This is a genomic window from Streptomyces sp. GC420, from assembly GCF_009916105.1.
Classification (GTDB): domain Bacteria; phylum Actinomycetota; class Actinomycetes; order Streptomycetales; family Streptomycetaceae; genus Streptomyces.
The window spans coordinates 1-20,008 of sequence record NZ_JAAAXQ010000034.1 but is presented as its reverse complement, the minus strand read 5'-3'; the positions used below and the strand labels follow the sequence as shown (position 1 = coordinate 20,008).

Here is a 20,008-nt window from a genome sequence, read left to right as displayed (position 1 = left end):
GTTGTCTGATCCGACGACTTGCATCACCAAGGAGCCCCTCGCCTGCCCGGCGCGGGGCTCCTGCCTTTCCCGCTCACGCCGACAGCCGCTGTTCGAACCGTTCCCGGTGTTCCCGCCGGCTTCGCCGCCCTCAGTGGGCCGGGACACCCCAGCGGTGGCCGTTCATCAGGTTCTCCAGACCTGTCCACGCGAAATTCATCAGCAGCGCCGCGGTGTCCCTGGCTGTCTGTTTCCCCTGGCCCTGGACCTCGCCCCGGGTATCGGCCCGGGTATCGGCCCGGGTATCGGCCCGGGTATCGGCCCGGGTATCGGCCCGGGCGTCGGCATTTCCGCCGGCCCAGCCCGCAAGGGATTCCGCGGCCCCGACGAGGGCGTGAGCCAGACCGGCGACCTCCTTCTCGGCGGGCAGCGGATCGCACTGAGCCTCCCGGGCGGCGGCACCGATCAGATGGGTCACGAACGCGAGCAGTTCGTCCCTCATCGCGGTCACTTCCCGGGCGAAGGGCTCACCGTGCGTACGGGCCTGGCTATGCAGGACCGCCCAGCCGTCCGGGTGCTCGGAGGTGTGCGTGAAGAACGCCCGCAGCCCGTCCCACAGCTGCCGGTCCGCCGCGGCGTCCGGGGTCACTCCGCCGCGTACCGCCTCGACCAGCGCCCGCGCCTCACGGCGGATGCATGCCGTGAACAGCTCCTCCTTGGAATTCAGGTACAGATAGACCAGCGGCTTGGAAACACCGGCCACTTCGGCGATCTCGTCCATGGAGGCCGCGCGGTACCCGCGCCGTCCGAAAATGCGCACCGCCGCGTCCAGCATCTGCTGTTCCCGTACGGCCCGCGGCAGCCGCTTGCCCTTGTGAGGCCTCACGGCGTTCGCGTTCACGTTCACCCGAGAAGTCCCTCCGCCCCGCGCCCTTACCGTTGGCAAGCCTACGGGCGTGCCGCCCTCTCACCACGTTTTCCGGCCCTCATCACCCTCATCTCAGGCACGGACAGAGGCACTTGACGGTTCATCGGCCGCCGGAGACACGGATGACCGTGCCCGTGGCGTACGACGCGTCGGGCGAGAGCAGCCAGGCGACGGCGCCCGCGATCTCGGCGGGTTCGCCCGGCCGCCCCAGCGGAATGCTCGCGGCCGCCTTCGCGGGACGGTCGGGGTCCCCCATCGCGGCGTGCATGTCGGTGTTGATGACACCGGGGGCGACCGCGTTCACCCGGATCCCCTCCGGGCCCAGTTCCTTGGCGAGGCCGACGGTCAGCGTGTCGATGGCCGCCTTGGTCGCGGCGTAGTGGACGTACTCGCCGGGGCTGCCCAGCGTGGCGGCGGCGGAGGAGACGTTGACGATGGCGCCGCCGCGCCCGGCCATGTCGCGCGCGGCCCGTCGGCAGCACAGCAGACTGCCCAGCAGATTGACCTCGATCACCCGCCGCAGGTCCTCCGTCCGGGCCTGCGCGAGCCTCCCGAGCGGCCCGGTCACCCCGGCGTTGTTCACCAGTCCCGTCACCGGCCCCAGCTCACCGGCGGCGAGGTCGAACAGCCGCTCCACATCGTTCTCGTCGGACGTGTCCGCCCGTACCGTCAGGCAGCGCGCCCCCGCCGCCCGCACGGCCGCGGCGGTCGTCCGCGCCGCCGCCTCGTCGCTGACGTACCCCAGGACCAGATCGTGTCCCCCGGCGGCCAGCCGGACACAGGTGGCGGCGCCGATCCCCCGGCTGCCGCCCGTGACGACGGTGACCTGACGTGCCACGCGCTGCTCTCCTGATCACGGACCCCCGGCACGGCGGCCACCGGCCGGACGGGCCGTGCGGAGGTACCGGCTGTGAACGACGTGCCCGGCCGGCCGGCGCGGGCCGGCGACGTGCCTACGAAGCGCCCTGCGCCCGCGCGGCGTCGTCCGCGTCGTCCTCCTGCGACCGGCTGGCGGCGAGCTTCGCCTTCGCCCGGTCCACGCGATGGACGATCTGCTCGGACATGGCGTCCCGCTGGCCCCGCAGCACCACGAAGCTGACCGGGGCGGACAGGATCAGCGCCAGCAGAGCGATCCAGAAGACGTTGGACTTGCCGATGCCCGCGGGCGCGAGGCCGAAGTGCACGGCCGGCCAGGCGACGAGGAAGCAGGCGGCGAAGATGCCAAGGCGCATCGCGGTGTAACGGAACGTGGCGCTCGGCTTGGGGGGCACGGCGGGCCTTCTCTCTCCTCCGGCGGATACAGCGGTTCCAGTGAACCACGGAGCAAACTGGATCAATTCAGCGGGAGGAGCATGAAGATGTCGTCCCGGTCGTCACCCGGGGCCACCCGAATGGCTCCGGGCACCCGGCCGACCTCCTTGTAGCCGCAGCCCTCGTAGAAGCGGTCCACCCCGGTGCCGCCGCGGCACGTGAGCTGGACCGCCTCTATGCCGTCGAGCCCGCGGGCCGCCCGCTCGACGGCGTCCATCAGGTCCCGGCCGCAACCGTGGCCCTGGTGCCGGGGGTGGACCATCACCGTGTACACCCAGAGGTAGTGGCGCTTCAGCCGGTGCGTGTTGAGGCCGAGGAAGGCGGTGGCCGCCACGCGGCCGTCCTCGTCGAGGCCGACGACGAGGTGCATGCGGCCCTCGGCCATCGCCACCAGGTGCCTGACCAGCTCCGGCCGGATCTCCTCGGGCGACACCGGGGGGACGAATCCGACGGCGCCGCCCGCGTTGGAGACGTCCGCCCAGAGGCTGAGGATCCCGTCGCGAAGCTCCGGGGTCACGGCAGGGTCCGGTGCGAAGGTCAGCGGCATGGAGCCGACGATAACCGGCTCAGCCGAGCACCCGGGCGGCCGTTCGCAGATCGGACACGAGCCCGTCGTACATCTTCGCCCGGTCCTCGTCCCGCGCCCGCAGCACGGCGGACGGGTGGACCGTGGCGACCAGCGGCACCTCGTCCAGCGCGAGGAGCCTGCCACGCTCCCGGGTCACCCGGAAGGAGGGCCCGAGTAGCGACTTCCCCGCGGTGGCGCCGAGGGCGACGATCACCTCGGGGTCGAGTACGCGCAACTCGGCATCGAGCCACGGCTTGCAGGCACTCAGCTCGCGCAGGGTCGGCGGCTTGTGGATGCGGCGCTTGCCGCGCTCGGCGACGAGGGCGAACTTGAAGTGCTTGACGGCGTTGGTGACGTACGCCTCGGCCGGGTCGATGCCGGCGGCTTCGAGCGCCTCGTCGAGGATCCGTCCGGCGGGCCCCACGAAGGGGTGGCCCTTGCGGTCCTCCTGGTCCCCGGGCTGCTCGCCCACCAGCACGATACGGGCGTCGGGCTCGCCCTCGCCGAAGACGGTCCGGGTGGCGTCCCGGTGCAGCGGGCAGCCGCGGCAGCCGGCCGCCGCCTCCCGGAGCGCCGTGAGGTCGGCGCCCTCGGGCACGAAGGGTGCCGCGGTGTACGCGTCCTCCGGAGCGGCGTGCCCCGCGGTGCGCGCGTCCCCGCGGACGGTACGGGTACGGCTACTGGCCATGCGGCGCGAGTACCCGTACCGCCGGCCCTCAGACCCGGGGCGTCGGTCCGCCCCGCCTCAGACGCGCATGGGCTGCGGCGACTCGCGGCGCTTGGGGTCGGGTCCGTCATACTCGCGGATGATCTCGTAGCGGGTGTTGCGCTCCACCGGCCGGAAGCCGGCGTCGCGGATCAGCTCCAGCAGGTCGTCGCGGGTCAGCTTGTTCGGCGTGCCGTAGTTGTCGGCGTCATGCGTGATCTTGTACTCGACGACCGAGCCGTCCATGTCGTCCGCGCCGTGCTGGAGCGCGAGCTGGGCGGTCTGCACGCCGTGCATCACCCAGAAGACCTTGACGTGCTGGATGTTGTCGAAGAGCAGCCTGGAGACGGCGAAGGTCTTCAGCGCCTCGGCGCCGGTGGCCATCGTCGTGCGCGCCTGGAGGCGGTTGCGGACCTTGCCGTCCTTCATGTCGACGAAGTCGTGCTGGTAGCGCAGCGGGATGAAGACCTGGAAACCGCCGGTCTCGTCCTGCAGTTCACGCAGCCGCAGCACGTGGTCGACGCGGTGGCGCGGCTCCTCGATGTGCCCGTACAGCATGGTGCACGGGGTCTTCAGACCCTTCTCGTGCGCCAGGCGGTGGATGCGCGACCAGTCCTCCCAGTGGGTGCGGTGGTCGACGATGTGCTGACGCACCTCCCAGTCGAAGATCTCGGCACCGCCGCCGGTCAGCGACTCGAGACCGGCCTCGATGAGCTCGTCGAGGATCTCGGAGGCGGACAGCCCGGAGATCGTCTCGAAATGGTGGATCTCCGTGGCCGTGAAGGCCTTCAGCGAGACGTTCGGCAGCGCCTTCTTCAGCTCGCTGAGCGAACGCGGGTAATAGCGCCACGGCAGGTTCGGGTGCAGGCCGTTGACGATGTGCAGCTCGGTGAGGTTCTCGCTCTCCATCGACTTGGCGAGGCGGACGGCCTCCTCGATGCGCATCGTGTAGGCGTCCTTCTCACCCGGCTTGCGCTGGAAGGAGCAGTACGCGCACGAGGCCGTGCACACGTTCGTCATGTTGAGGTGCCGGTTGACGTTGAAGTGCACGACGTCACCGTTCTTGCGCGTGCGCACCTCGTGGGCGAGGCCGCCGAGCCAGGCCAGGTCGTCCGACTCGTAGAGGGCGATGCCGTCCTCGCGGGACAGCCGCTCACCGGCCCGGACCTTCTCCTCCAGCTCGCGCTTGAGCCCCGCGTCCATATGCGGCTGCCTCCCATGGTCATCTCTTGTCAGGCCAACCCAACCGTACTCCCCCGCCCCCCGGCGGAAATGCGCCCCCGTCGGCGCATCTGCCGCCTACCGCTCCTCCGGCAGCTCGCCGACGCGGTTCTCCCACTTGGTGGAGAGCACGATCGTCGTACGCGTGCGGGAGACGCCCTTGGTGCCGGACAGTCTGCGGATGGTCTTCTCCAGGCCGTCGACGTCGCCCACGCGCACCTTGAGCATGAAGGAGTCGTCCCCCGCGATGAACCAGCAGTCCTCGATCTCCTCCAGGTCGCGCAGCCTGCGGGCGACATCCTCGTGGTCGGCGGCGTCGGAGAGTGAGATACCGATGAGGGCGGTCACGCCGAGGCCGAGCTGAGCGGCGTTGACGGTCGCCCGGTAGCCGGTGATGACGCCGGCCGCCTCCAGACGGTTGATCCGGTCCGTGACGCTCGGGCCGGAGAGGCCCACGAGCCTGCCGAGCTCGGCGTACGAGGCCCTGCCGTTCTCGCGAAGCGCCTGGATGAGCTGCCTGTCCACCGCGTCCATATGCCTGGAGCCTTCCATTGTTCAGCGATCCCGCAGTTGTGAATAAAGAACCTAAGGCATGCAGGGTAGTAGCCCTGCGAATCGGCTCCACCAAGCGGTGCTAGGCCTCCTCCCGGGCCTCAGAACCGCCGGAGCCGGAGCCGGAGCCGGGACCGGGGCCGCCGGAGCCGGGACGAGGGCCGCTGCGGTCGCCGGGTTCCCCCGGTTCGCCGGAAAGGGCGGCGCGCGCGGCGCCCCCGACCTCGCCCTCCCACCGGCGGTAGAGCCGGTGCGGCACCCCGGCCGCGTCAAGCACCCGGCCGGCGACGAAGTCCACCAGGTCCTGGATGTGTGTGGCTCCCGCGTAGAACGCCGGGGAGGCGGGCAGCACCACGGCACCGGCCTCGTCCAGCGCCACGAGGTGCCTGAGGGTCTGCCCGTTCAGCGGTGTCTCCCGCACCGCGACCACGAGCCTCCTGCGCTCCTTCAGCATCACGCTCGCCACCCGCTGGAGCAGGTCCTTCGACAGCCCGAGCGCCACCCCGGCCACGCAGGCCGTGGATGCGGGAACGATCAGCATCCCCTTCGCGGCGTACGAACCGGAGGAGGGCCCGGCCGCCAGATCACCTGCCGCCCAGTACCGCACGTCCGACACATCGGTGCCGGTGAAGGTGCCGGGCTTGCCGTCGGCGCCCCTGGCCAGCCAGGCGGCGAGGTCCTCACGCCAGTGGGCGTCCCGGAAGGCGATGCCCGTCTCGTCGAGGAGCGTGAGCCGCGAGGCCCGGCTGACCACCAGGTCGACGCTTTCGCCGGCGGCGAGCAGACCACGCAGCACCGCCGCGGCGTACGGGGTTCCGGACGCACCGGACACGCCGACGATCCAGGGCTTGCGGCCCGCGGCCTCCCCCGGGCGGCCCGGCTGCCTTGCGTTCATGCACCCGAGCCTATCCGGCCGCATGAGACAGGAACCCGTCACCCGTCCCGGGCGTTGTGCCTACGAGGAGTGAGGGGGCCTTCCGATGACGTACGGACCTTATGACCCGGCCCGTCCCGGGACCACCGGAAGCGCTCCGGCCGGCCGCGGCGGCCGCGTCAAGGCGGCGCTGACGGTGATGACCGGGTGGGTGGCCCTGCTGTGGATCCTCGAGGCCGTGGACGCGGCGAACGGCCACACCCTCGATACGTACGGGATAGAGCCCCGTGACCTCTCGGAGCTGCGCGACGTTGTCCCGGCGTCGTTCCTGCACTTCGGCTTCGAGCACCTGATGGCCAACACGGTCCCGCTGCTCGTGCTCGGCTTCGTCGCCGCGCTGCGCGGGATCCGCACCTTCGCGGGGGTCGTCACCGTCATCGTGCTCGCGAGCGGGCTCGGCGTGTGGCTCTTCTCGCCGGAGTACTCCAACACGGCGGGGGCGTCCGGAGTGGTCTTCGGGCTGTTCGGTTACCTGCTGGTGCGCGGCTTCGTGGACCGGCGCGTCGGCGACATCGTCGTCGGCGTGATCGTCGCCGCCTTCTACGGCTCGATCCTGTGGGGCGTGCTGCCCACGACGGCCGGAGTGAGCTGGCAGGGCCACCTGTTCGGCCTGCTCGGCGGGGTGCTGGCCGCGTTCCTGTTCAGCACCCGCCGCGTGGCCCCGACCCGCTTCTCCGGGCTCATACCGTGACCGTGTCCCGGGCGCCGCACCGGGCGGTGTCCGGGGACGCGGTGCGGAGGCCGCGGAGGCGGGCGGGCGCGACCGCCGCCGGGTCAGACGGTGAGGCCGCGGACGAGCAGGTCGGCCAGGGCGCAGACGAACAGGCTGATCCCGATGAAGCCGTTCGTCGTGAAGAACGCCCGGTTCAGACGGGACAGGTCGTGGGGCCTGACGATGCTGTGCTCGTAGAGGAACGCGACGACGACGATCAGCAGCCCCGTCCAGAAGAACGGCCCGGCGCCGGTGGCGAGCGCGTACCACACCAGGAGCACGGTGGTGACGACGTGCGCGGCCCGCGCTCCGTACAGCGCGGCCGGGACCCCGAAGCGGGCCGGCACGGAGAGCACGCCGTGCGCGCGGTCCGCCTGGACGTCCTGGCAGGCGAAGATCAGGTCGAAGCCGCCGATCCAGATGCCGACGGCCAGCCCGAGGATCACCGCGTCCCAGGACCAGGCTCCGGTCACCGCGATCCAGGCCCCCACCGGTCCCATGGCCTGTGCGAGGCCGAGGATCGCGTGCGGGTAGTGGGTGAACCTCTTGCCGTACGGATAGACCACCATCGGGACGACCGCGACCGGCGCCAGCGCCAGGCACAGCGGGTTGAGCAGCGCCGCCGAGCCCAGGAAGACGGCGAGGGCGATCAGCGCGCCCGTCCACGCCGAGCGCACGGACAGGGCCCCGGTGACCAGTTCGCGGGTGGCGGTGCGCGGGTTCCGCGCGTCGATCTCCCGGTCGATGATCCGGTTCGCGGCCATCGCGAAGGTCCGCAGGCCCACCATGCAGACGGTGACCAGCAGCAGCCTGCCCCAGTGGATCTCCCGGTCCAGCCGGAACATCGCGGTGAGGGAGGCGATGTAGGCGAAGGGCAGCGCGAAGACCGAGTGCTCGATCATCACGAGCTTCAGGAAGGCGCGGACCTTGCCGTCGGGGCGCGGCGCGGAACCGCGACCGAGGACCCCCTCCGCGGCGGTCACAGCCCGTACTCCTTCCAGCGCGCGGTCACCCGTTCGGCGGTGTCCTTGTCGGACTCGACCATGCGCGGCCAGCCGCCGTCCCTCGTGTACCCCTCCTCGGGCCACTTGGCGGTGGCGTCGATTCCGGCCTTGCCGCCCCAGAACTGCTGGTAGGAGGCGTGGTCCAGATGGTCGACGGGGCCCTCGACGACCGTGAGGTCGCGGGAGTAGTCGGTGTTGCCCAGGGCCCGCCAGGCGACCTCGTGCAGATCGTGGACGTCACAGTCGGAGTCCACGACGACGATCAGCTTGGTCAGCGACATCATGTGGGCGCCCCAGATGGCGTGCATGACCTTCTGGGCGTGCTTGGGGTACTTCTTGTCGATCGACACGATCGCGCAGTTGTGGAAGCCGCCCGCCTCGGGGAGGTGGTAGTCCACGATGTCCGGCACGATGATCTTGAGCAGGGGCAGGAAGAACCGCTCCGTGGCCCGGCCGAGCGGTCCGTCCTCCGTCGGCGGCCGGCCCACGACGATCGACTGGAGGAGCGGGCGCCGCCGCATCGTCACGCAGTCGATCCTCAGCGCGGGGAAGGGTTCCTGGGGCGTGTAGAAACCGGTGTGGTCGCCGAACGGGCCCTCCGGGAGCATCTCGCCCGGCTCCAGCCGGCCCTCCAGCACGACCTCCGCGTTGGCCGGCACCTGGAGCGGCACGGTCTTGCAGTCCACCATCTCGATCCGCTTGCCCTGCACGAAGCCGGCGAACAAGTACTCGTCGATGTCCCCTGGCAGCGGCGCCGTCGAGGCGTAGGTCACGGCGGGCGGGCAGCCGAAGGCGATCGCGACGGGCAGCCGCTCGCCCCGCCGGGCGGCGACGGCGTAGTGGTTGCGGCTGTCCTTGTGGATCTGCCAGTGCATGCCGATGGTGCGCCGGTCATGGCGCTGCAGCCGGTAGAGGCCGAGGTTGCGCACCCCGGTCTCCGGGTGCCTGGTGTGGGTCAGCCCCAGATTGAAGAACGACCCGCCGTCCTCGGGCCAGGTGAACAGCGCGGGCAGTTGTTCCAGGTCCACCTCGTCGCCGGTCAGGACCCGCTCATGGACCGGCGCGTCCTGCGACTTCACCTTCTTCGGCGGGACATGGGTCATGTTGGCGAGCTTGCCGAAGGCCTCGCGGACGCCGACGAAGCCGTGCGGCAGCTCGGGCTTCAGCAGCCCGCCGATGACGCCCGCGATGTCCTCGTACGACTTCAGGCCGAGCGCCTTCAGCAGCCTTCGGTCCGTGCCGTACACGTTCATCGCCAGGGGCATGGAGGAGCCCTTGACGTTCTCGAAGAGCAGGGCGGGACCGCCGGCCTTGTTGACCCGGTCGACGATCTCCCCGACCTCCAGATACGGGTCGACCTCCGCCTTGATGCGCTTCAGGTCCCCCTCCCGCTCCAGAGCCCTCAGGAACGAACGAAGATCGTCATAAGCCATGCGGTCCAGTATCCGCCACCCGATACCCTGGCTGGGTCACCGGGGCCCCGACGCGGCGCCCGGCCGACCACTCCCAGCCACTCCCAGGGGGACCGAAGACCATGCTCCGGGTGCTGATGATCCTCGTGCCGCTGGCACTGAGCGTCTTTGCCTTCATCGACTGCATCACCACGGACGAGAAGGACGTCCGCTGGATGCCCAAGCCGCTGTGGGCGATCCTCGTCCTCCTCTTCCCGCTCGCCGGTTCGATCTCCTGGCTGCTCGTGGGCCGGGACCGCACCCGCGGGGCCGCCGGACCGGGCCGCCGGGGCGGTGGCGGCTGGGTCGCTCCGGACGACAACCCCGAGTTCCTCAGGTCACTCGACGACGAGACCGGCGGGAAGGGCGGCCGGAAGAAGGACGACGACGGCCCGGAGGAGTGAGCCCCGGGGCTCTGGGGCCCCGGGACGGACACGGCCGGGCCTCCCGGCGGTGCGTCCGGCGAGGCTGACCGGGTGAGGCCCTCCGCGCGTTGCCGGGGTGTTCCCGGCCGGGGAGAGTGGATGCCATGGACCGGTTGGAACTGGACAGGCGGTGGCTGAGGACCGCCCTGGACGAAGCGAGGGCGGGTCTGGCCGAGGGCGGGGTCCCGGTCGGCGCGGCGCTCTACGGCGCGGACGGCACCCTGCTGGGCCGCGGCCACAACCGCCGGGTCCAGGACGGGGACCCGTCCATGCACGCGGAGACGGCCGCGTTCCGCGCGGCGGGACGGCAGCGGTCGTACCGCGGCACGACGATGGTCACGACCCTCTCCCCCTGCTGGTACTGCTCGGGCCTGGTCCGGCAGTTCGGCATCTCACGAGTGGTCGTGGGCGAGTCGGAGACCTTCCACGGCGGCCACGACTGGCTGGCGGAGCACGGCGTGGAGGTCGTGCTGCTCGACAGCCCCGAATGCGTCGCCCTGATGCGTGACTTCGTCAGGGACCACCCCGAGATCTGGAACGAGGACATCGGCGCCTGACCACCCGCCCCGCGTCCCGGCCCTCGGCCCGCTCCGCGCCCCTGACCGTACGGGCCCGTCCGCGGGGCGAAGCACGGCGTGATCGGCGGCGCGTTGATGTCCATCCTGTGAAACCGGTTTCAATACGGCCACACCTGCCCCCGATACTGCATGGCTGAACGTCACCACTCGTATCCTGTACGTCACTTGGGCAACGTGCGTGGGGGGTGCGGTGTTCTGTCAGCTGTACGAGAGGGACGCGCTGGCGAGACTGGTCTCGCGACTGGTCAGGCTCGATCCGCGGGGCCGCGAGCTGGTGGCCCCGGAACACCGCGCCGGTTCGCCCGCCGTTCTTCTGGTGGGCGGGCGCGGCACCGGCAAGACCGCACTGCTGAACCGCCTGGCCGAGACCTACGGCACGCACCTGCCGCTCGCCAGGGTCGACCTGGAGGAGCCCGGGTACGGCGAGTTCGATCCGGGCGAGTCCGGCCGTGACGGCCTCTCCTCGCCCGTCACCGATCTGCTGCACGTCCTCGTCCACCAGCTGCGGCACAAGGTCAGAGGCCTCCAGTTACGGTTCCCGCGCACCGAACTCGGGCTGCTGGCGGTCATCAGCTGGCAGCCCGCGCGGCCGGAGGAGCTGCGCCGGGCCTTCAACCGGGTCGCCACGCTGATCACGGAGGACGAGCAGGAACGGCGGCAGCGCCAGGGCGAGGTCGACGAGGCGGTCGCCGAGGTGGTCGAGGCCATCGCGGAGGCCGGGATGCCCCTCGGCGCCGAGGCCGCAGCCTCCGTCATCACCCTCTTCCTGCGCCGGCTGCGGGCCCGTCCCCAGCCCAAGGCCCGCGACTGGTGGGCCTCCACCCGGCCCGGAGGCGGCGGGTACGCGGAGGCGCTGCGCCACCTCGGCGGGGACTTCCACCGGGGCGGGGACCGCAGGACCCGCGCCGAACTGCTTCTCGTCAAGGCTCTGCTGTACGACATGAGGGAGCCGTACCTCGGGCTGCGCAAGGCCATCCACGGCGTACGGCCGCTCGTCCTGCTGGACAACGCGCACACCGCGGACGGGCGCCACTTCCTCGGCCTGCTGGTGCGGGCCCGCGCCCGGATCGCGGCCGAGACGGGCAGGTCCGATCCGCTCGCCGTCGTCGCGGCCGCGCACGGCGACCCGGCGGGCCTGCCCGCGCTGACCGCTGCCGGCCGGTCCAGCGGCTGGGAGCCGCCGGGACCGGAGGACGCGGCGGGCTGGCGGCTGGACCTGGGGATTCCGCCGCTGTCCCTGGAGGCGGTGGAGGCGATGCTGGAGGACTCCGACCCGCCGCACCAGCTGGCCCGGCTGATCCTGCGCCTGACCGGCGGCAACCCGCTGGGCGTCCGCGCCTTCGCACGGGCGGCGGCCGGGAGGCTGGCGACCGGTGAGGAACTGGACTTCGCCGAGCTGCCTGCCCTGCCCGCGGAATCGGGCGGACGGCCCGTGGCCGAGGAGCTGCTGGAGGCGCTGCTGCCCGACGCGGGGCAGCGGGAACGGCTGGTGACCCTGTCCGCCGCGTACGACACGGCCGCCGCGCACCACCTGGCCGGCCTGCACCTCGTGGAGGGCCCCAGCCACATGCCGGTGGAGGAGGTGACCCAGCACCTGGCCGAGGCCCACTGGCCCCCGCCCGGCACGCCTTTCGTGGCCGACCCGCTGCTGCGCTTCCTGCTGCTGCAGCGGCTGCGCACCAGAGCACCGGGTCCGCACCGCCCGAGCTGGGCCGACAGCCAGCTCACCCTGCGCTCCCGCTATCTCCTGACCCGCCGCGACACCTCGATCGGCACGGACGTCAGCACGCATCTGCACCACTCGATGGCGCTCGGCGAGACGGTTCTCGCGGCGCGACTGCTGCACCAGGCCTTCGTGGGCGCCGACGCCCACGACTGGCTCGACTCGCTCCAGCGGATCTGCTGCGCCCCGCGCCCGCCGGGCGGTTTCCCCCCGCTCGGCTCCGCGCCGCGGGTGGGCGGGCCGGACGTGTGCACGGCGGACATCGACGAGTACCAGCGCTCCATCCACCGCTCCATCGACCTGCTGATGGACGCCCTGTGGCGGCAGTCGGACCCGACAGCCCCGCCGGACGAGGCGCTGATCCGCAGGATCGATGCCCAGTTGCTGTTCCTCGCGCCGCAGCGGGCGGGCGGGCAGGACGTGTTCTTCCGGGCGCACCTGAGCTGGCCGCGGCAACTGCGGTCCTGGGCGCAGGCACCGCACCTCACGCTCACTTCCTGAGCACCCGAGCACTGACCACCGACCACTGACCACTGACCGGCAGCACTCGACAGGGGACGGACCTGTGGCGATACGCATACTCCGGCGGCGCGGCACCCCGTGGCCCATCGGCAGACCACTCGCGATCCTGCTCGCGCTGACCCTGCTGGGCGGAGCCGCATGGTGGGCCGTGGACCGCTTCACCGGCCCCGACTCCTGCGGCGAGAAACTGGTGCGGATGGGCCCCGAAAGCGAGTGCATCGGTGTCACCGACGGCAGTGACACGTTCAGCGACGATCTCGCGGAGGTCTCGGACCGCATCGCGGCGGAGAACAGGCAGGCCCAAAAGCGCAAGCCGTACGCGACGGTGGCCGTGATGCTGCCGATGACCTCACCGACCAGCCACGGCACGGCGAGCATCCGCCACATGGTGCAGGGCGCCTACCTCGCCCAGTACCGCGCCAACCGGCTGTCGGGGAAGAAGGCGCCCGCGATCCGGCTGGTCCTGGCCAATCCTGGGCGCGGCGGCATCCAGTGGCAGCACGTCGCGGAGCAGCTCAGGACCATGACGGACGCACCGGACAATCTCCGGGCGGTCGCCGGTATCGGCACCAGCGTGCGGCACACTCAGGCGGCCGTCGACTGGCTGACGCACGAGGGGATCCCCGTCGTGGGCGGCAGTATCACGGCCGACGACATCGCCAACAAGAACGGCAACCAGGCCTTCCCGGGGCTCGCCCGGGTCGCGCCCACCAATGAGGACGAGGCCGCCGCCCTCGCCTCCTACGCGGAGAAGACCGAGAAGGCGGACCCCGCCGACACCCTGCTCGTCGCGGACCGGCGCACGGGCGACAACTACATCGACACCCTCAACCGGGCCTTCACCTCGCTCCTCGCGGGGGAGAGCCGGGCGCCGGAGACGTTCAAGTCACCCGACGACGTGGACAGCGAGGGGCGGACCGCCAACGACTTCGCACAGATGGTGCCGACGATCTGCGACGCCGCGCCCAGCACCATCTACTTCGCCGGACGGCCCGTGCAGCTGCGGCAGTTCATCAACGAACTGGGGCAGCGCGGCTGCACCGAGAAGAAGTTCACCGTGCTGACCGGCGACGCCGCCAACGACATGATCGCCGATCCGGACCTGGACTGGGACGCGCTGAGCGGCGGGATCACCCTGCGCTACGCGGCACTGGCCCACCCGGACGCCTGGGTCTCGCCCGACGCCCCGAAGACCGGCGGATCGGCGGCCGACTCACGGGCGTTCGCGGATCTCGCCCAAAAGGCGCGGAAGGCACCGGTCGGGCCCGTCGGGAAGGTCGATCTGCGCGACGGCGACGCGATGATCGCCCACGACTCCGTCTGGACGGCCGTCACGGCCATCCGCAACACGACGAGCGGCGAGGTCGAGATGCCGGAACTGGCCGACGTGAGCGGCAACTGGCCGCGGCTGCACTCGGTGAAGCGGGTCAGCGGCGCGAGCGGGTGGATCTGCCTGGACAACGACGGCAACCCGTACGACAAGGCGGTCCCGGTGGTGACCCTGGACCCCCGGCCGAAGGGTCCGCGCTTCACGGCGCTGGCGTGGCCGGAGGGCAAGCCCCCGGCACGGACGTGCACGGCGCCCGAGTGAGCGGCCGCGGACGGTGAGCCGCCGGCGGCCCCGGGACTGCGTCCGTGCCGTCCCGACGGCGGAGGGCCGGTTCCCCGCGACACGGATCGCGGGGAACCGGCCCTCGCCGGTCACGGTCGGGGCGGCTGCCCGGGTGGCGGCCGGGATGACGGTCAGACTCCGGCGTACGAGTGCTTGCTGTTCACGAAGAGGTTGACGCCGTAGTAGTTGAAGAGGAAGCAGGCGAAGGCGATGAGCGCCAGGTAGGCGGCCTTGCGGCCCCTCCAGCCCGCGGTGGCCCGGGCATGCAGGTAGCAGGCGTAGCCGACCCAGGTGATGAAGGACCAGACCTCCTTGGCGTCCCAGCCCCAGTAGCGGCCCCAGGCGTCGCCCGCCCAGATCGCGCCCGCGATGATCGTGAAGGTCCACAGCGGGAAGATCGCGGCGTTGACGCGGTACGCGAACTTGTCGAGCGAGAGCGCGGAGGGCAGCCGCTCCAGCACGGAGGTGGCGAAGCCGCCGGGCTTGCCCCCGCCGGCCAGCTTGTTCTCGTACGAGTCGCGGAACAGGTAGAGCACCGAGGCGACCGCGCCCAGGTAGAACACGGCTCCGCAGAAGATCGCGGTGGAGACGTGGATGTACAGCCAGTACGACTTCAGGGCGGGAACCAGCTGGGCGCTCGCGGTGTAGAGGAGGTTGACCGCGATCCCGAGGTCGAGGAGGACCGTGGTGACCAGGGGCAGCCCGAGCCAGCGGACGTTCTTCCCCGCCGCGAGGAAGCCGAGGTACGTGCCGACCGCCACCGTGGAGAAGGTGATGGAGAACTCGTACATGTTGCCCCAGGGCGCCCGCTGCACGGACAGCGCCCTGGCGACCACGCCGCCCGCCTCGATCAGGAAGGCGAGGACGGTGAGGGAGACGGCGATGCGCCCGTAGAGGTCGCCCTTCTCGTCGCCGCCGTGCGCCCCGGGCCCGTCCGGCACGTCCCGCGCGCCGGAGGCGGCCCGCGTGACCACCTCGGGCCGTTCCAGGACGGCGGTGCCGCCGCCCTCCTTCTTCACCCGCACCGCCGGCGCGGCCGCGCGGGAGGCCGGCTGCGCGGTGAGGGCGGCCGCGGTGCGCCCGACCTTGCTGCGGCTGCCGAAGACCCACTCGGCGATGTGCGCGAGGAAGGCCAGGGTGTACACGGCGATCGCCGAATAGATCAGCATGTTGCTGAGATTGGCGAGGTTCTCATTGGTTCCGGCGGCGAGGGGGATCACGCGCGCGCTCCTTCGGCAGGATCAGCAGGACCGGCAGGATCTGCGGACTCTCGGGGTTCGGACGTACGGGACGCGGTCGCGTCCTCCGGCTCGGACGCGGACCCGGATTCCGGCTCGGCTTCGCGCTCGGGGGCGGTGGGCGCCTCCGCGTGCAGGCTCGCCGCGAGGTCCGCCAGTTCTTCGGGGAGCTTCGCGGACTCGCTGCGGCCGAGTCCGGCCATCTCGACGACGGTGATGCCGTCGGCGTCCGCAGTGGTCCGCACCCAGACGCGGCGCCGCTGGATGAACAGGGAGCCGATCAGCCCGCCGATCGCGGCGACCGCGCCGGCGAGCGCGGCGCCGTTGCCGGGCTGCTGCGAGACCTGGAAGCTGGCCCACTCCTTGACGCCCTCGAACGTGACCGAGCCGGCGCCGTCGGGCAGTTCCAGGGTCTCGCCGGGCAGCAGCCGCTTCTTGAGCAGCCGGCCCTCGGAGTCCTCGAACTCCTTCAGCTTGCGGGTGTCGAGCTGGTAGACGTTCTGCGGGATGCCCGAGTCGGTGCCGAGGCTCCCGTGGTACGCCGAGAGCGCCAGCACGGGATATCCGAGCCCCGGGAACTGGGAGAACATGTTGCCCTGCCCCGCGCCCGCGAAGGTCGGCACGAAGAAGGCGTTGAAGCCGAGCTGCTCCTTCTCGCCCTTCGTGTTGCGGTAGCCGTCGTTGACCTTGATGGCGCCCGTGGAGGTGATGTTGTTGTCGATGGGCAGCAGCGGCACGGCGCCCTTGTAGACGACCTTCCCGCGGGCGTCGGTGACGGAGACCACCGGCGCGTAGCCGTGGGAGAGGAGGAAGACCTTGGAACCGCCGACCTTCAGCGGCTTGTTCACCTCGATGACGGCCTTCTTCCCCTTGCCGTCGACGCCCTCGGAGTAGGTGACCTCCGCCTGGAAGGTGCGGGGCGTTCCCTTGTTGGGCCCCGATTTCTCGTATGTGCCGGTGAACTCGTCCAGGGTGAAGCTGAACGGCTCCATGTCGTCCGTGCTGAACATGCTGCCGGAGCGGAAGTCGTCGTACTGCGTGAGCGTGTTGGAGAAGCCGTCGCCCTCGACGATCAGCTTGCCGCCCTCGGACTTGAACAGCTGCCCCGCGGCGAACCCGAGCAGGATGACGATCAGCGAGACGTGGAAGAGGAGATTGCCGGCCTCGCGCAGGTAGCCCTTCTCCGCGGCGACCGCGTTCCCGGCGATGCGGGCGCGGAAGCGGCGCCGCTTCAGCAGCGCGAGCGCCAGCTCACGCACCTGCTCCGGGTCGGCCTCGGTGCGCCAGGTGGTGTACGCGGGCAGCCGGGTGAGCCTGCTGGGGGCGCCCGGCGGGCGGCCGCGCAGCTGCCCGGCGAACTGCAGGCTCCGGGGGACGATGCAGCCGATGAGGGAGACGAACAGCAGGATGTAGATCGCGGAGAACCACACCGAGCTGTAGACGTCGAACAGCTGGAGCTTGTCGTAGAGCGGCGCCAGCGTCCCGTGCGCCTCCCTGAACGCCTCGACCTTCGTCTTGTCGACGTTGTTCTGCGGGATCAGCGACCCGGGGATCGCGCCGAGGGACAGCAGGAAGAGCAGGATCAGCGCGACCCGCATGGAGGTGAGCTGCCGCCAGAACCAGCGCGCCCAGCCGACGAGACCCAGCCCGGGAACCCCGCCGGAGTCCTCCACGGGCGCGGTGGACAGCTGGGAGCCGGCCTCGCCGAGTTCCCGCCGGTCCTGCCGCTCGTCCCGTGTGACGTCGGTTTCCGTATTGCTCATGGGTTCAGATCCCCACCGTGAAGCCGTTGGACCAGACCTGCATGTCCTGGACGATGCTGTCCCAGATCCCTGTGACGAGAAGCACGCCGGTCGCGATCAGCATGATGCCGCCGGTGCGCATCACCCACACGTAGTGCCGCTTGACCCAGGCGAACGCGCCGAGCGCCCGCCGGAAGGCGACCGCCGCGAGGATGAAGGGCACCCCGAGTCCCAGACAGTACGCGACGGTGAGGAGCGCCCCTCGTCCGGCGCTCCCCTCGTTCAGGGCGAGGACGTTGACGGCGGACAGCGTGGGGCCGATGCAGGGCGTCCAGCCGATGCCGAAGAGGACGCCCAGCATGGGCGCTCCCAGCAGGCCGACCGCGGGCCGCCTGTGGAAACGGAACTCACGCTGGGTCAGCCAGGGCATGCCGCCCATGAAGAAGACACCGAGCAGGATGGTGACCCCGCCCATCACCCGGGTGATCGTCTCCCGGTGCTCCTGGAGGGTCTCGCCGAAGCTGCCGAACAGCGCCCCGCCGGAGACGAAGACGGCTGTGAAACCGAGGACGAACAGACTGGCCCCGGCGACCATCCGGCCGCGTCTGGCCTGCGCCAGGTCGACGCCGCTGACCCCCGTGACGTACGACAGGTAGCCGGGCACGAGGGGCAGGACGCAGGGCGAGAAGAACGAGATCAGGCCGCCGAGGACGGCGATGGGGAGCGCCAGCAGCAGCGCGCCCGACAGGACGGTTTCGTTCACGCCGACGGAGGAGGCGGCGGCCAGAGCGCTCACGCGATCACTTCTCCGCGATGAGCGGGTCGATCATCTTGTGCAGCTTCTCCCCGTTGAGGGCGAAGAGCGCACGCGCCGCGATCTTTCCGTCCCGGTCGATGACGATGGTCGACGGAATGGCCTGGGCGTTGAGGCTGCCCTTGGGGAAGCGCAGCAACTGCTTGCCCGTGGGGTCGTACAGGCTCGGATAGCCGACCCCGAAGTCCTTCTCGAAGGCGAGCGCGGGGCCCTTCTCGGGGTTGCGCGTGTTGATCCCGACGAACGCGACACCCTTGGCCTCGGTCTCCTCGGCGACCTTGGCGAGATAGGGCGCCTCGGCGCGGCACGGGGTGCACCAGGAGCCCCAGACGTTGATCACGAGGATCTTGCCCTTGTAGTCCGCGGTGCTGAGCCGGTCACCGTCGAGGGTCTCGCCCTCGAGCTCGGGCGCGTCCTGCCGCTTCGACTTCGCGACGGTGTCGATGCCGCCGGTGCCGGTGACGAAGCCGGCGCCGCTCGAACCGCCGGAGGTGCCGCCGGACCCGCAGGCCGACAGGGCGAGCACACCGGCGGCCACGGCTGCGGCCGGCACGGCGGCACGGCGGTGCGTACGGCGTCGGGGAGTGCGGCCAAGACTCATGTGAAAAGTTTCGCATGGCGTCGCCGGGGATCTTCCGCACCCCCCTGGGTGCCCGTAAGGCCCGTTGTAAAGAGGGCCCGCGAGAGATCCCTCCATACGGGTCGGCGGGCCTTTCAGGTCGCCGCCTTCTGCCCCTCCACGTCCTGCTCCGCGGCGTCCTTCATAAAGGCGTTCCAGCCGCCGGGGGGTTGCTGCCCGACTTCGAGGGTGCGCAGTTTCTCCAGGACCGCGGGGTCCTGGACGTCCAGCCAGTCGGCGAACTGCCGGAACGACACCAGCCGTACGTCCTTGTGTCCCGCCATGCCCTTCAGGGCCTCCTCGACGGCGTCCATGTAGATGCCGCCGTTCCACTGTTCGAAGTGGTTGCCTATGAAGAACGGCGCCCGGTTGCTCTCGTACGCGCGCCGGAAACCGGCGAGATACGCGTCACGTGCCTGCCGGCGCCATCCCGGATAGCGGGCCGGGTTTCCGTTGGTGGAATTCACCGACTGGTTGGCGAGCATGTTGTAGTCCATCGAAAGCACCTCGAAGGTGTGCCCCGGGAACGGAACCCCCTGAAGGGGAAGGTTCCAGATGCCGTTCTTCTTGGACGGCCACGTCTGGCGGCCGCCGGGAGAACTCGCGTCGTAGCGCCAGCCGAGCTTCTTCGCGGTCGGCAGGAGATTGTCCTGGCCGAGCAGGCAGGGGGTGCGGCCGCCGACGAGTTCCTTCTCGTAGTCGAAGGGCAGCGGGTCGAGATCGGTGAATCCCGTGTTCGTGCGCCACTTGGTGACGAAGGACTTCGCCTGCTCGATCTCGTTCTCCCACTGCGCGGGCGTCCAGTTCGCGACGGAACCGGAACCGCCGCAGAAGTGCCCGTTGAAGTGGGTGCCTATCTCGTGGCCCTCGAGCCAGGCCTGCCGCACGTATTTGATGGTGTCCTTGACGTGCTCGTCGGTGAGATAGCCGATGTCGGAGGCGCCGACGGGGTTGTTCGGCGGCTTGTAGAGGGACTTCTTCGACTCGGGCAGCAGGTAGACCCCGGAGAGGAAGAAGGTCATCGCGGCGCCGTGGTCCTCCGCGAGTTTGAGGAAGCGCGGGAAGAGGCCGTTGCCGACCTCGCCCGCGCCGTCCCAGGAGAAGACCACGAACTGCGGCGGTGTCTGACCCGGCTCGAGCCGTTGCGGCTTGGCGGGCTGCCTGGGCTGCTTCCCGGTGTCGGCGGTGGAGCCGTCCCCGATCGGCCGGGCCTCGACGGAGTCCTTCCCGTGGCCCTTGCCGTCCTTCGCGCCCCGTTTGCCGTCCTTGCCGGTGTCCGTGCCGCCGCCGCCGCTCCCGGGCATGTTGCATCCCGCGAGGCCCATCGCCGCCGCGGCTCCGACGCCGAGCCCCAGCAGCCCCCTCCGGC

Annotated in this window: 20 protein-coding genes; 5 read left to right on the top strand and 15 right to left on the bottom strand. The window is 70.9% G+C overall.

Translation table 11 applies throughout. The features are described from left to right. Positions 1-130: 130 nt before the first annotated feature. From GUY61_RS07090 to GUY61_RS07055, 8 genes are all read right to left on the bottom strand, one after another. Positions 131-814, bottom strand: coding sequence for a TetR/AcrR family transcriptional regulator (locus tag GUY61_RS07090; RefSeq protein WP_243766241.1), 684 nt, complete (start codon positions 812-814; stop codon positions 131-133). A gap of 193 nt (positions 815-1,007) precedes the next feature. Beyond that, entirely contained in the window at positions 1,008-1,745 is a 738-nt protein-coding gene (locus GUY61_RS07085; protein WP_166629200.1) for an SDR family oxidoreductase, read from the bottom strand. 115 nt (positions 1,746-1,860) lie between these two features. After that, positions 1,861-2,178, bottom strand: a complete 318-nt coding sequence (locus tag GUY61_RS07080; RefSeq protein ID WP_398954557.1) for a DUF4229 domain-containing protein — start codon at positions 2,176-2,178, stop codon at positions 1,861-1,863. 62 nt (positions 2,179-2,240) lie between these two features. After that, a complete protein-coding gene (locus GUY61_RS07075) occupies positions 2,241-2,765 on the bottom strand; it encodes a GNAT family N-acetyltransferase (protein ID WP_166629199.1) in 525 nt (174 codons plus the stop codon). A gap of 19 nt (positions 2,766-2,784) precedes the next feature. Then, the gene (locus GUY61_RS07070; RefSeq protein ID WP_166629198.1) at positions 2,785-3,474 is read right to left on the bottom strand and encodes a UdgX family uracil-DNA binding protein; all 690 of its coding nucleotides are present in this window, start codon (positions 3,472-3,474) and stop codon (positions 2,785-2,787) included. Between the two features lie 57 nt (positions 3,475-3,531). Continuing rightward, on the bottom strand, positions 3,532-4,695 hold the full coding sequence (gene mqnE, locus GUY61_RS07065; protein WP_166629197.1) for an aminofutalosine synthase MqnE: 1,164 nt from the start codon (positions 4,693-4,695) through the stop codon (positions 3,532-3,534). Positions 4,696-4,791: 96 nt separating this feature from the next. Next, the gene (locus tag GUY61_RS07060) at positions 4,792-5,247 is read right to left on the bottom strand and encodes an Lrp/AsnC family transcriptional regulator (RefSeq protein WP_166629196.1); all 456 of its coding nucleotides are present in this window, start codon (positions 5,245-5,247) and stop codon (positions 4,792-4,794) included. Between the two features lie 100 nt (positions 5,248-5,347). Further along, positions 5,348-6,160: a UbiX family flavin prenyltransferase gene (locus GUY61_RS07055; RefSeq protein ID WP_398954552.1), complete on the bottom strand. Its 813-nt coding sequence runs from the start codon at positions 6,158-6,160 to the stop codon at positions 5,348-5,350. Positions 6,161-6,245: 85 nt separating this feature from the next. Between GUY61_RS07055 and GUY61_RS07050 the strand changes: the two genes are divergently transcribed. Further along, positions 6,246-6,890: a rhomboid family intramembrane serine protease gene (locus tag GUY61_RS07050; protein ID WP_166629195.1), complete on the top strand. Its 645-nt coding sequence runs from the start codon at positions 6,246-6,248 to the stop codon at positions 6,888-6,890. 83 nt (positions 6,891-6,973) lie between these two features. Here the strand turns inward: GUY61_RS07050 and mqnP are convergent, their stop codons facing one another. Together mqnP and GUY61_RS07040 are read right to left on the bottom strand one after the other, a co-directional pair. Continuing rightward, positions 6,974-7,894, bottom strand: a complete 921-nt coding sequence (gene mqnP / locus GUY61_RS07045; RefSeq protein WP_166629194.1) for a menaquinone biosynthesis prenyltransferase MqnP — start codon at positions 7,892-7,894, stop codon at positions 6,974-6,976. After that, a complete protein-coding gene (locus tag GUY61_RS07040; RefSeq protein WP_166629193.1) occupies positions 7,891-9,348 on the bottom strand; it encodes a menaquinone biosynthesis decarboxylase in 1,458 nt (485 codons plus the stop codon). Before GUY61_RS07040 ends, mqnP begins: the two co-directional genes overlap by 4 nt. A gap of 101 nt (positions 9,349-9,449) precedes the next feature. Between GUY61_RS07040 and GUY61_RS07035 the strand changes: the two genes are divergently transcribed. The 4 genes from GUY61_RS07035 (at position 9,450) to GUY61_RS07020 (ending at position 14,205) form a co-directional block, all read left to right on the top strand. Then, positions 9,450-9,770: a PLD nuclease N-terminal domain-containing protein gene (locus GUY61_RS07035; protein WP_166629192.1), complete on the top strand. Its 321-nt coding sequence runs from the start codon at positions 9,450-9,452 to the stop codon at positions 9,768-9,770. Between the two features lie 125 nt (positions 9,771-9,895). Next, a complete protein-coding gene (locus GUY61_RS07030; RefSeq protein WP_166629191.1) occupies positions 9,896-10,348 on the top strand; it encodes a nucleoside deaminase in 453 nt (150 codons plus the stop codon). A 211-nt stretch (positions 10,349-10,559) separates the two neighbouring features. Next, entirely contained in the window at positions 10,560-12,593 is a 2,034-nt protein-coding gene (locus tag GUY61_RS07025; RefSeq protein ID WP_166629190.1) for a hypothetical protein, read from the top strand. A gap of 64 nt (positions 12,594-12,657) precedes the next feature. After that, complete coding sequence (locus GUY61_RS07020) at positions 12,658-14,205, top strand: ABC transporter substrate-binding protein (protein ID WP_313896549.1); 1,548 nt, start codon at positions 12,658-12,660, stop codon at positions 14,203-14,205. A 152-nt stretch (positions 14,206-14,357) separates the two neighbouring features. Here the strand turns inward: GUY61_RS07020 and ccsB are convergent, their stop codons facing one another. The 5 genes from ccsB to GUY61_RS06995 all read right to left on the bottom strand — a co-directional run bounded on the left by ccsB (position 14,358) and on the right by GUY61_RS06995 (position 19,964). Beyond that, positions 14,358-15,443, bottom strand: a complete 1,086-nt coding sequence (gene ccsB / locus GUY61_RS07015; protein WP_166629212.1) for a c-type cytochrome biogenesis protein CcsB — start codon at positions 15,441-15,443, stop codon at positions 14,358-14,360. Next, on the bottom strand, positions 15,443-17,227 hold the full coding sequence (locus GUY61_RS07010) for a cytochrome c biogenesis protein ResB (RefSeq protein ID WP_166629189.1): 1,785 nt from the start codon (positions 17,225-17,227) through the stop codon (positions 15,443-15,445). Before GUY61_RS07010 ends, ccsB begins: the two co-directional genes overlap by 1 nt. A 4-nt stretch (positions 17,228-17,231) precedes the next feature. After that, on the bottom strand, positions 17,232-18,002 hold the full coding sequence (locus GUY61_RS07005; protein ID WP_166629188.1) for a cytochrome c biogenesis protein CcdA: 771 nt from the start codon (positions 18,000-18,002) through the stop codon (positions 17,232-17,234). A gap of 4 nt (positions 18,003-18,006) precedes the next feature. Beyond that, the gene (locus GUY61_RS07000; protein WP_166629187.1) at positions 18,007-18,621 is read right to left on the bottom strand and encodes a TlpA disulfide reductase family protein; all 615 of its coding nucleotides are present in this window, start codon (positions 18,619-18,621) and stop codon (positions 18,007-18,009) included. Positions 18,622-18,734: 113 nt separating this feature from the next. Next, complete coding sequence (locus GUY61_RS06995) at positions 18,735-19,964, bottom strand: hypothetical protein (protein WP_398954568.1); 1,230 nt, start codon at positions 19,962-19,964, stop codon at positions 18,735-18,737. Positions 19,965-20,008: the final 44 nt, after the last annotated feature.